This window comes from Phenylobacterium sp. (assembly GCF_020253645.1).
Taxonomy (GTDB): domain Bacteria; phylum Pseudomonadota; class Alphaproteobacteria; order Caulobacterales; family Caulobacteraceae; genus Phenylobacterium.
On sequence record NZ_JADCBG010000189.1, the window covers coordinates 1 to 12,095 of the forward strand.

The window sequence follows — 12,095 nt, forward strand, 5'->3', positions numbered from 1 at the left end:
GGTCGAGCGCATGCGGGGCAAGGCGGCCCTCTGGCTGCCCGGCACCGACCATGCCGGCATCGCCACCCAGATGGTGGTCGAGCGCCAGCTGGCCGCCGAGGGCAATATCGGCCGGCGGGACATGGGACGCGAGGCCTTCGTCGAGCGGGTCTGGGCCTGGAAGGCCGAGAGCGGCGGGACCATCACCCGCCAGCTGCGCCGGCTGGGCGCCTCCTGCGACTGGAGCCGCGAGCGCTTCACCCTGGACGAGGGCCTGAGCGCCGCCGTCCGCAAGGTCTTCGTCACCCTCCACAAGCAGGGCCTTCTCTATCGCGACAAGCGGCTGGTGAACTGGGACCCCCACCTGCAGACCGCCATCTCTGACCTGGAGGTCGAACAGCGCGAGGTCGACGGCCATTTCTGGCGCTTCGCCTATCCGTTGGAGGATGGCTCGGGCGAGATCGTGGTCGCCACCACCCGGCCCGAGACCATGTTGGGCGACACCGCCGTGGCGGTGAATCCCAAGGACGTGCGCTACGCCCACCTGGTCGGCAAGCGGGTCCGCCTGCCCATCGTCGGGCGGCTGATCCCGATCGTGGCCGATGACTACGCTGATCCCGAGAAGGGCTCCGGCGCGGTGAAGATCACTCCGGCGCACGACTTCAACGACTTCCAGGTCGGCAAGCGCCACGGCCTGGAGATGATCAACATCCTCGATGACTTCGGCTGCATCAGCGACGCCGCGCCCGAGGCCTACCGGGGCCTGGACCGCTTTGTCGCCCGCAAGAAGGTGGTCGCCGAGTTCGAGGCGCTGGAGCTGCTGCGCGGCATCGACCCGACCCGGCACGTGGTGCCGCACGGCGACCGCTCCGGCGTTGTTGTCGAGCCCTACCTGACCGACCAGTGGTTCGTGGACGCCGTCACCCTGGCCAAGCCCGCCATCGCCGCGGTGGAGGACGGCCGCACCGTCCTGGAGCCGGCCGCCTGGTCCAAAACCTATTTCGAGTGGATGCGGAATATCGAGCCCTGGTGCGTCTCGCGCCAGCTCTGGTGGGGTCACCGGATCCCCGCCTGGTACGGACCCGACGGCGCGGTCTTCGTCGAGGAGACGGAGGCCGAGGCCCTGGCCGCCGCCGCCGCCCACTATGGCGCGAAGACGCCTCTGCGCCAGGATGAGGACGTCCTCGACACCTGGTTCTCTTCGGGGCTTTGGCCCTTCTCGACCCTGGGCTGGCCGGAACCAACCGAGGACCTGAAGCGTTTCTATCCGACCCACACCCTGGTCACCGGATTCGACATCATCTTCTACTGGGTCGCTCGGATGATGATGTTGGGGATGCATTTCACCGGCGAGGTCCCCTTCCGGCGCGTCTTCTTCAACGCCCTTGTGCGCGACGCCTCCGGCAAGAAGATGTCCAAGTCCAAGGGCAATGTCATGGACCCCCTGGACCTCATCGACACCTACGGCGCGGACGCCCTGCGCTTCACCCTGACCGCCATGTCGGGGCAGGGACGGGACATCAAGCTCTCGACCCAGCGCATTGAAGGTTATAGGAATTTCGGCACCAAGCTTTGGAACGCCGCGCGGTTCTGCCAGGTCAATGGCTGCGCCCGGGCCGAGGGTTTCGATCCCGCTGCGGTGAAGGGGGCGGTCAACCGCTGGATCGTCGGTGAGACGGCCCGGACGGCTGGCGCCGTCACCGACGCCATCGCCGGCTGCGGTTTCGACGAGGCGGCCAACCTTCTCTACCGCTTCATCTGGAACACCTTCTGCGACTGGTATGTCGAGCTGTCCAAGCCCGTCCTGAACGGCGCCGACGCCGAGGCCCAGGCCGAGACCCGCGCCACCGCCGCCTGGGTCATGGATGTCATCCTGAAGCTGCTGCATCCGGTCATGCCTTTCCTGACCGAGGAGCTGTGGGACCAGACCGCCGACCTGGGCGCGGCCCGGGCCGAGCCGATGCTGATATCCGCCCGCTGGCCGGACCTGTCCGGCCTTGCGCCCGACGCCGCCGCCGCCGCCGAGGTGAACTCGGTTATTGCTGCGATTTCTGAGGGACGGTCCATTCGAGCAGAGCTCAATGTCCCAGTCGGTGCTCGACCATCGTTAGTGATTATCCGGACTAATTCGTCGGACGAAGCGACTCTTCAGGTCGCGACCGCCACAACTTCGAATGTGGCAGCGGTTTGTCATATGCTTCGGGTGTCCGACGTTAGGTTTGAAGAATCGATCCCCGACGGCGCCATCCCCTATGTGGTCCAGGGGGCGACCCTGGCCCTTCCGGTGGCCGAGTTCATCGACCTCGCCGCCGAGAAGGCCCGCCTGGCCAAGGAGATCGCCGGCCTGGCCGCCACCGCCGAGCAGACCCGCCGCAAGCTCGACAACCCGGACTTCGTGGCCCGGGCGCCGGAGGAGGTGGTCGAGGAGAACCGCGAGCGCCTGGCGGAGGCCGAGGCTGCGCGAGAGCGCCTGCAGTCGGCTCTGACTCGCCTTTCCTGACCGAAGTCGGACGGTCCTGACGCGAGGTCAGACTTCCGCCGCCCCGAGGCGGGGACTATGTTCTCCCGTGACCAGACACCGGACCGGCGCAGGGAGGCGTGCGAGCCCATGAATTTCGATTTCTCCGAGGATCAGAAGTTCCTCAAGAACGAGGCGAGGCGCTTCCTCGAGGCCAACTGCCCCACCAGCCGGGTGCGGAAGGTCCTGGACGACGCCTCGGCGACCTGGGACCCCGAACTCTGGAAGGCCGTCGCCGGCCAGGGCTGGCTGGGCGCCGCCATCCCCGAGGAACATGGCGGCCTGGGCCTCGGCCGGCTTGAGCTGTGCGTGATCGCCGAGGAACTGGGCCGGGCCGTCGCCCCCATCCCCTTCGCCTCCACCGTCTACATCCTGGCCGAGGCCGTCATGATGGCCGGGTCCGAGGCCCAGAAGGCCGCCGTCCTGCCGGGCATCGCCGCCGGCGAGGTCATCGGCGCCCTCGCCACTTCCGAGGGCCCTGGCGCCCTGGCGGCCTCCGGCATCCGCGCCTCGGTGGAGGGCGGGAAGCTGTCGGGGACCAAGATCCCGGTGACCGACGGCGGGATCGCCACCCACGCCCTGGTCCTGGCCCGCGAGGGCGGCCAGCCCGCCCTCTTCCTGGTCGACCTCTCGGCGGCGGGCGTCACCCGCGAGACGCTGTCCACCCTCGACCCCTCCCGCGACGCCGCAAGGCTGGTCTTCGACAAGGTCCCGGCCGAGCGTCTGGGCGGTGCGGGCGAGGGCCTGTCCCTGGTCGAGCAGGTCCTGGACCGGGCCGCGGTCCTCCTGGCCTTCGAGCAGACCGGCGGCGCCGACCGCGCCCTGGAGATGGCGAAGGAATACGCCCTGGAGCGCTTCGCCTTCGGCCGGACCATCGCCAGCTACCAGGCGATCAAGCACAAGCTGGCCGACATGTACGTCAAGAACGAGCTGGCCCGCTCCAACGCCTACTACGGCGCCTGGGCGCTCAACACCGACGCCCCCGAGCTTCCCGTCGCGGCCAGCGCCGCCCGGATCGCGGCCTCCGAGGCCTACTGGTTCGGCTCCAAGGAGAACATCCAGACCCATGGCGGCATCGGCTTCACCTGGGCCGTGGACTGTCACCTGCACTATCGCCGCTCGCGCCAGCTCTCCCTGGTCGCCGGCGCCCCCCGGGTCTGGAAGGACCGTCTCGTCAGCCACCTCGAACGCCGCAACGCGGCCGCCTGAGAAGGACTAAGATCATGGATTTCAACGATACGCCCGAAGAAGCCGCCTATCGCCAGAAGGTCCGGACCTGGCTGGAGGCCAACGCGCCCCGCACCCGCGACGCGAACGATGGCGGGGAGGGCGGGGGCGACCTCGCCGCCGCCAAGGCCTGGCAGGCCAAGAAGGCCGCCGCGGGTTTCGCCTGCATCACCTGGCCCAGGGAATGGGGCGGGCAGGGCGGCACGCCCATCGACAGCGTGATCTTCGGCGAGGAGGAGGCGCGCTATCCCATCCCCTCCAACCCGTTCCAGATCGGCCTGGGCATGTGCGTGCCCACGGTCATGAACTTCGCCGACCAGGCCACCAAGGACCGCTTCGGGCTTCCGGCCATCCGCGGCGAGGAGATCTGGTGCCAGCTCTTCTCCGAGCCCAGCGGCGGCTCCGACGTCGCCGCGGCCCGCACCCGCGCCGAGAAGGCGCCGGACGGCTCGGGCGACTGGATCATCAACGGACAGAAGGTCTGGACCACCGGCGCCCAGTTCTCGGACTTCGGCATCGTCATCGTCCGCACCGACCCGAACCTGCCCAAGCACAAGGGCCTGACCATGTTCTGGGTCGACATGAAGGACCCGGGCATCGAGGTCCGTCCCATCCACCAGATGTCCGGCGGTTCGGGCTTCAATGAGGTCTTCTTCACCGACGTCCGGGTCAAGGACAACCAGCGCCTCGGCGGCGTGGGCGACGGCTGGAAGGTCTCTCTGGTCACCCTGATGAATGAGCGCCTCGCCGTGGGCGGCGCCACGGGGGCGGGCTGGTCCCAGTTCCTCGAGGCGGCGCGCGACACCACCGGCGCCGACGGCGCGCCCCTGCTGCAGGAAAGCGCCGTGCGCGAGAAGCTGGCCGACTGGTATGTCCAGGCCGAGGGCCTGCGCCACGCCCGCAACCGGACCATGACCGCCCTCTCCAAGGGCCAGACCCCGGGACCGGAGAGCTCCATCGGCAAGATCGTCTCGGCCAGCCTCATGCAGGACCTGGCCAACGAGGCGGTCGAGATGCTGGACCAGTACGGCATCATCAACGATCCGGACCTCGCCCCCCTGTCGGGCGGCTTCCACGGCTCCCTGATGATGGCTCCGGGCCTGCGCATCGCCGGCGGCACCGACGAGATCCTGCGGAACATCATCGCCGAGCGCGTCCTGGGCCTGCCCGGCGACATCCGCCTGGACAAGGACGTCGCCTTCAAGGACGTGCCGACGGGCCGCTAGGCCTGTGGGGGCGGTCCGGCCTGACGGTGGACAACCTCCTGTCGCTCTGCGCCATACTGTTTGATCTTGCCTGGCGGTGAGTTCGCTCGCTGACGCATGGATTGAACGTTCCGGCCCCGGGCTGAAGTTCCCGGGTCCGACTGGGGGACCACCGATGAAGACTCTTGCCCGCACCGCCTCGCGGATGGCCCTCGCGCTGGGCCTCGCCGCCGCCCTGCCTGCGGCGGCATCCGCCCAGGACAGCAAGGACGCGCCCAAGTGGGACGTCGCCGCGCCGCCGGGGATGAAGGTGCGCCAGGTGCCGATCACGGTCGACGAGGGCACCTGGATGAACCTGGACGTCAGCCCGGACGGGCAGACCCTGGCCTTCGACCTCCTGGGCGACATCTACACCCTGCCCATCACTGGCGGGACGCCGACACGCATCTCCGAGGGCCTGCCCTACGAGACCCAGCCGCGCTTTTCCCCCGACGGCCGGCGGATCGCCTTCACCTCGGACCGGGGCGGCGGCGACAACATCTGGATCATGAACCGTGACGGCAGCGACAAGCGCCAGCTGACCCAGGAAAGCTTCCGCCTGATGAACCAGCCCAGCTGGAGCCCGGACGGCCAGTACATCGTCGCCAAGAAGCACTTCACCACCCAGCGCTCGCTCGGCACTGGCGAGGTCTGGATGTACCACGTCTCGGGCGGGGACGGGGTGCCGCTGGTCAAGCGCCCCAGCGAACAGCACCAGAAGGAACTGGGCGAGCCCATCTTCGCCCCCGACGGTCGCCACGTCTATTTCACGCTCAACACCACGCCGGGCCCGATCTTCGAGTACGCCCAGAACAGCCATACCCAGCTTTTCGCAATCGACCGCTACAACCTCGAAACCGGCAGGACCGAGCGGATGATCGGCGGGGAAGGCGGTGCGGTCCGCCCCACGCCTTCGCCCGATGGCCAGAAGATCGCCTACGTACGACGCGAGGCGACCCAGCCGAAACTTTATGTCCGCGACCTGGCCACGGGCGAGGACCGCAAGCTCAATGACGCCCTCGACATGGACGTCCAGGAAACCTGGGCTGTGACCGGCGTCTATCCGAACATGGCCTGGACCCCGGACTCGGCCAGCCTGGTCTTCTGGGCCGGCGGCAAGCTCAATCGGATGAGTCTCGCCACGGGCAAGAGTACGGTCATTCCCTTCCGGATCTCAGACACGCGAGGCGTGATCGATCCTCCGCGGCCGCTTATCGCAGTGGCGCCCGACACCTTCGAGACACGCATGCCGCGCGGTGCGAGTGTTTCGCCCGACGGCAGGTCGGTGGTGTTCGAAACCCTCGGCAAGCTCTGGATCAAGCCCATGGCGGGTGGAGAACCGCGACGCCTGACCCGTGACGAGGCGGCGATGGAGGCCTATCCCTCATGGTCGCCGGATGGCCGCAGGCTTGTCTATGTCCGCTGGACGGACGCCGGCCTGGGCGAGATCCGGACGATCGCCGCAGGTGGCGGAACGTCCACGGCGATCACCCCGGCCGGCCACTATGCGCGTCCGCGCTTCTCGCCCGATGGAAGGATCGTGGTCTTCGAGAAGGACCGCGGAGGCTATCTCTCAAGCCCTCGCGGCTCTGGCGAACCCGGCGTCTACCGGGTTGCGGCCACAGGCGGGGCGCTCACCCGACTCTCGGATAGCGGCGGCAGTCCCCAGTTTGGGGCTTCCAGCGACCGGGTCTTCATCACGGAGGGCGACGCCAGGGAGAGCCGGCTCGTCAGCCTCGACCTCAATGGAGAGGCGAGGCGCATTCATGCCCGGGGAGAACTCGTCAACGACTACCGCGTCTCGCCCGACGGACGCTTCCTGGCCTTCCGGCAGAACTATCAGGCCTTTGTGACGCCCCTGACCCCCGGCGGACAGGATGTGGCGCTCTCCCCCAAGGGTGGCGCCCTGCCGGTCGTCAAGGCCAGCGGGGATGGCGCCGACTGGATCCACTGGAGCGAGGGCGGCAGGCGGCTGAACTGGTCCCTCGGCCCCACCGTCTTCAGCGCCGATCGCGCGGCGATGTTCGCTGACGCCCCGCCTGCGAAGGAGGCGAAGCCTCCGAAGTTCCAGCCGCCGGCGACCGGCGTCTCCCTCTCCATGCGGGTCACGGTGGACAAGCCGAAGGGCCAGATTGCGATCGTCGGCGCTCGCGTCGTGACCATGAAGGGCGCGGACGGCGGCGTCATTGACGACGGCGTCGTGTTGATCGAGGGCGACCGGATCAAGGCCGTGGGCCGGCGCGGCGAGGTGGCGATCCCGGCGGGAACGCCGACGCTCGACGCCAGAGGCAAGACGGTGATCCCGGGCCTGATCGACGCCCATGCCCACGGACCCTACGGGATCGACGAGATCACCCCCCAGGCCAACTGGGCGGAAATGGTCAACCTCGCGCTGGGCGTGACCACACAACACGATCCGTCAAGCAGCGCCCGAACGGTCTTCCCGGCCCTGGAAATGGTCCGCGCCGGCAAGATCCTCGGGCCGCGCACCTTCTCGACCGCCGAGATCGTCTACGGCGCGCGCCAGGCGGGCGTCTACGCCCAGATCGACAGCTACGAAGACGCCCTGGCCCATGTCCGTCGTCTCAAGGCCCAGGGCGCCCACAGCCTGAAAAACTACAACCAGCCGCGCCGGGACCAGCGCCAGCAGGTGACGGCCGCGGCCCTGGCAGAGAATATGCGCTCGGTAGCGGAGGGGGGGTCACTCTTCGGTCTGGATATGACCCTGATCGCCGACGGCAACACCACGGTCGAGCACAACCTTCCGGTGGGCGTGGTCTACGAGGATGTCCTGCAGTTCTTCAGCCAGTCCCGGACCGGCTATACCCCCACCCTCGTCGTGACCTATGGCGGGCCAGCAGGGGACCCCTACTGGCGGGCCCATACCGAAGTCTGGAAGCACCCACTTCTGCAACGGCATCAACCGTCCGCAATCCTGACCGCCAGCAACGCCCGGCGGGAGATCGCCCCAGAGGGCGACTACAAGGACGATGACAGCGCCCGCGAGGCGGCCAAGCTGGCGCGGCGCGGCGTACCGGTCGCCATTGGCGCGCATGGCCAGGAACCGGGCATCGCCGCGCACTGGGAGCTCTGGTCCTTCGCCCGAGGCGGAATGACCCCGGTCGAGGCGCTTCGCACGGGCACGATCGAGGCGGCGCGCAGCCTCGGTTATGACGCCGATATCGGCAGCCTGGAGCCTGGTAAGCTGGCCGACCTGGTCGTGCTCGACGCTGACCCGACCCAGGACATCCGCAACTCCGACAAGATCAGCAAGGTCATGATCGGAGGCCGCCTGCTGGACGCCGCGACCCTCAATGAAGAGCTGACCGGCGTCCGCAAGCGTCCGGCATACTGGTGGGAAGGCGCCGAGGGCGCTCAGGGCTATACCGGCCCTGCAGGCGGGGGCGCTGGCGCCCACGCGGATCAGGATGACGGTTGATCGAAGCGATTACAGGAGTCCGTCGCGTCTAAGGTCTGAAGGCTCAAAAAAGGAGGCCCCGCCGTCGCCGGCGGGGCCAGTCGGGGTTGCCTCGGGAAGAGGATCAGAAGCGCTTGCGCACCGTAACGAACAGCTGACGGGGCGCCGCGGTCAGCAGGGTCATGTTGTCGCCAGAGTAGCCGAAGCCGTTGGAGCCCAGGGTGGAGATGTAGGACTCGTCGGTCAGGTTCGTGACATTGCCCTGAATCTCCAGGCCCTCCATCGGGCCCTGATCCTCGAACCTGTAGCCAAACGAGAGATCCGCTGTGGTTCTCGACGGAACCGACTTGTCGTTGGTGTAGGTGAAGTAGCGCTCGGACACGTAGTTCGCGCTCAGGGTGGCGTACCATCCGTCCCGTTCGAAGCGGACCTCGCCATTGAGAAGATGCTTGGGAGAGTCCACCGTGGTCTTGCCGCGGATCCTCTGGGTCACGACGCCCGCCGCCGTGCGGATGTCGTCATCGTAGGTGCTGTCATTGAAGGCATAGGACCCCGAGACAGACCATTCGTCGTTCAGGCGATAGTCTCCGGTGGCTTCGAAGCCCTTGGCCGTGACGCCGCCGACGTTCGACAGGATGGTGGGATTGCCGACGATCCCGGCCCCGGCGGAAGTTCCGATGAGACGATCATCGAAGGTCACGTAGTAGAGGGCGGCCACACCGCGGAAGCCGCCTGACCGGAAGCGCCATCCGCCCTCCAGGGTCCGGGAGGTTTCCGGCTTCAGTGTCTTGCGGATCGCGTCAAAGCCCGCCTGGGTGGTGGCGAAGGGCGACAGACCGGTCCGGGCGGCCGCGAAGGCGCGCATGTTCCTGGAGTAACTGGCGAAGATTTCGCTTTCCTCCGAGAGCGACCAGGTGGCGCCGACCTGGGGCAGGAAGCTCTCTTCCGACGTGATCGAGCCATTGATCACCGGCGAACCGATCAGGGTCTTGGTCGAGCTTTCGACACTCACCGACTTGAAGCCGAAATTGACCTTCAGCTGGTCGGAAACGGTCCAGACGTCTTCGACGTAGAAGGTGCGGGTGTCGGTGGAGAATTCGCCTGACCACTGGGTGAAGAAGGGGCCGGTGAAGAAATTCAGCGACGAAGAGGGCGCTGACAGGTTCTGGGCGTAGAAGCGTCTGGACTGGGTGAAGTCATTCGTTTCGAACCAGGCCCCAAAGCCGACTCGATGGTCTCCGATTTCAAACCCGCCGTTGAAGACGACGCCCATACGGTCGATCGTGTACTCGGTCGTACGCGTTGAGATCGGCGCATCCTGGCTGGTCGCCCCTGCGACACCGTTGTTCGGCGACGCCCGGTAGGGCGTATACCAGACCCCCTGCCCATCATTGGTGTGCCCGTAGACCGAAGCGGACAGGTCGATGCCGGCGATGGCGCCATCGGCCTTGACCGCCCAGAGCGTGTCGTCCCGAAGCCCGGCGGCGTCGTAGTAGGCGTCGTCCACGCACTTGACCTTGCCCGGATAGGGGTTGGCTCCCGCGCCGGTCCAGCAGCCGGCCCCATCAAGAATCGGGCTGGCCCCCGCATAGTTGGCGGCGTTCTGGTAGGCGCGGGCGATCTGGACCGCGTCAGCCCACCTGCCGGTGTTGTTGTCCCAGTTCGCGCCCAGGCGGGACAGCATGTCCAGCGAAAGATCCTGGTAGTCGTTCTCGCGACGTTCGGAGAAGTTGTAGAAGCCAGAGATCGTAAGCGCCCCGAGCGGCTGCACGAACTTCATGCCGAACTGCTTCTGGTTCTGCTCGCCCTGTCCCTTCCACTTGTCGGCGCGCTGGTCGGCATAGCTGATCGACCCCCGGCCGCCGCCGGGAAGCTCTCCCGTATCGACCCTCAGGAAAACCCGCCGCATCTGGCTGGACCCCGCCGTCACGGCGATATCTGCGCCAAAGTCGTCGGAGGGCGTCCGGCTGATGAACTTCAGGGCGCCGCCGAGGTTCGAGGTCGAGGCGACGCTCAGAGCGCCGGACCCCTGGGCCAGCTCGACCCCGGCCAGGTCCTCGCTCGCAATCGCCCGGCTGATGTGCAGTCCGTTGTGATTGCCATAGCTCATGTCGCCCAGCGGCACCCCGTCGAGGGTGAAGCCCAACTGGTTCTGGTTGAAGGCGCGGATGGAGATCCGGGTTGACCACTCATAGGCGCCGAAGGCGTCGGCGGACTGAAAGTTCACGCCCGGCAGCTTCTGCACCATCTTGATCGGGCTTGTGCCGGGCGCCACACGCTGAATCTCCTCGGTGGAGATCGCCTGCACCTGCCGGCTCTCGCCCTTTCCGTAGATGATCAATTCCTCGATGGTGGCCGCGTCCTCTGCGGCGGTGGCGGCGGAGGCGGCCAGCAGGAGGGCCAGGGCGGAGGCGCCCGAGATGAGTGCAGACTTCATGGTGATCCCCGATTCCGGCCGTTCCATCGACCGAGTGGCGGGGAAGCTAGGGACAGGCTGCGACAGTTCGGCGAAGGGCGGGTGACAGTCGTCTGACAGATCGGGCCTGTCGCACCCTCAATACGTCACCCGCGCATCCTCCTTCAGGCTGGCCGACGGAAAGACCACCACCTTGTCGCCAGGCTTCAGGCCGCTGATCACGACCCGATGACGATCATCGCCGATGCCGGTCTTGACCGGTGTGAGGCGGGCGCGGCCTGCCTCCACCCTGAAGACCGCCCAGCCCTCGCCCTGGCGAACAAGGGCGTCGGCAGGAACCCTGACCGCGTTCGCCACCGCCTCCAGGGTAATCCGCACATCGACCCGGAAGCCGTGGCCCAGGCGAGGAGCTGTCTTCGGCTCCACCAAACCCAGAACGATGCTGACCCTCTGTTCCTCGACGCCCAAAGCCGAGATGCGGGTCCGGGCATAGGGCTCCACACGCAGAACCTTCGCGGGGATGGGGCGCTCGCCGCCCCAGCCTTCAAGCACGGCGTCGGCGCCCCTTTGCACCTGGGTGGCGTCCTGGGACAGGAAGTCGGCCACCACCTCGAGATCATTCGGGTCGCCGATCTCGAGCAGAGGAGCGCTGGCCGGCACCACCCCGCCGCTCTCCTGGATCAGGCGCAACACCCGTCCCTCGACCGGGCTCCGGACCTCGGTCACGCCCCGGGCGACCGCCGCCGGGCGCCCGGCCTGGGCCTGGGCGGAGCGGAGTTCGGCCTGCCGTGCGGCGAGGCGGGCCCGGGCGGCCCTGAGGGCGGCGTCAGCGGCGTCCAGGGCGGCGCGCGAGGCATAGCCCTCTCCCGCCAGGCGGGCGATCCGGGCCTGGTCCCTGCGGGCAAGGTCGGCGTCCGCCTCCGCTGCCGCGAGGCTCGCCCGGGCGGCGGAGACGGTGGCGTCTGCTGCGGCGGCGGCGCGCGTATCCAGGAGGACCGGATCGGCGGGACCCAGGGTCGCCACCACCTGTCCCCGGGCGACCGGGTCGCCGGCGTGCAGGGTGATCCTGCGCAGGTCTCCGCCGACCGGGGCGACAAGGGTGAAGACGTCATGGATCCGTGTCCGGCCCTCGTCCACCAGGGTCTGCGCCACGGGGCCCCGGTCGACCAGGCCGATCTCGACCTTGAGCGGGCGCGGCCAGGCCAGCCAGGCCAGGCCGACAGCGAGGCCGAGGCCCGCCGCGAGCCAGAGGCCGGAGGCGAGGGTCATTCCGAAGGGCTTGCCTTGGGTCAT

General features: G+C 68.0%; 6 protein-coding genes. 4 read left to right on the forward strand and 2 right to left on the reverse strand.

What is annotated here, in order from left to right:
• The 4 genes from INE98_RS12560 to INE98_RS12575 all read left to right on the forward strand — a co-directional run.
• The coding region (locus INE98_RS12560) for a valine--tRNA ligase (RefSeq protein WP_293539270.1) at positions 1-2,479 on the forward strand (2,479 nt) is incomplete at its 5' end.
• A gap of 108 nt (positions 2,480-2,587) precedes the next feature.
• Positions 2,588-3,706 carry an acyl-CoA dehydrogenase family protein gene (locus INE98_RS12565; protein WP_293539271.1) on the forward strand — a complete coding sequence of 373 codons (1,119 nt, stop codon included), beginning with the start codon at positions 2,588-2,590 and terminating at the stop codon, positions 3,704-3,706.
• A 14-nt stretch (positions 3,707-3,720) separates the two neighbouring features.
• Positions 3,721-4,950, forward strand: coding sequence for an acyl-CoA dehydrogenase family protein (locus INE98_RS12570; protein ID WP_293539272.1), 1,230 nt, complete (start codon positions 3,721-3,723; stop codon positions 4,948-4,950).
• Between the two features lie 154 nt (positions 4,951-5,104).
• Positions 5,105-8,407, forward strand: a complete 3,303-nt coding sequence (locus INE98_RS12575; RefSeq protein WP_293539273.1) for an amidohydrolase family protein — start codon at positions 5,105-5,107, stop codon at positions 8,405-8,407.
• Positions 8,408-8,510: 103 nt separating this feature from the next.
• Here the strand turns inward: INE98_RS12575 and INE98_RS12580 are convergent, their stop codons facing one another.
• Both INE98_RS12580 and INE98_RS12585 read right to left on the reverse strand, forming a co-directional pair.
• Positions 8,511-10,823 carry a TonB-dependent receptor gene (locus INE98_RS12580; RefSeq protein ID WP_293539274.1) on the reverse strand — a complete coding sequence of 771 codons (2,313 nt, stop codon included), beginning with the start codon at positions 10,821-10,823 and terminating at the stop codon, positions 8,511-8,513.
• Positions 10,824-10,940: 117 nt separating this feature from the next.
• Positions 10,941-12,095 carry an efflux RND transporter periplasmic adaptor subunit gene (locus INE98_RS12585; RefSeq protein ID WP_293539275.1) on the reverse strand — a complete coding sequence of 385 codons (1,155 nt, stop codon included), beginning with the start codon at positions 12,093-12,095 and terminating at the stop codon, positions 10,941-10,943.

Coding starts and splice junctions, on each gene's coding strand:
- INE98_RS12585 (WP_293539275.1), bottom strand. CDS start 12,095: ATGACCCAAGGCAAGCCCTTCGGAATGACCCTCGCCTCCGGCCTCTGG.
- INE98_RS12565 (WP_293539271.1), top strand. CDS start 2,588: ATGAATTTCGATTTCTCCGAGGATCAGAAGTTCCTCAAGAACGAGGCG.
- INE98_RS12580 (WP_293539274.1), bottom strand. CDS start 10,823: ATGAAGTCTGCACTCATCTCGGGCGCCTCCGCCCTGGCCCTCCTGCTG.
- INE98_RS12570 (WP_293539272.1), top strand. CDS start 3,721: ATGGATTTCAACGATACGCCCGAAGAAGCCGCCTATCGCCAGAAGGTC.
- INE98_RS12575 (WP_293539273.1), top strand. CDS start 5,105: ATGAAGACTCTTGCCCGCACCGCCTCGCGGATGGCCCTCGCGCTGGGC.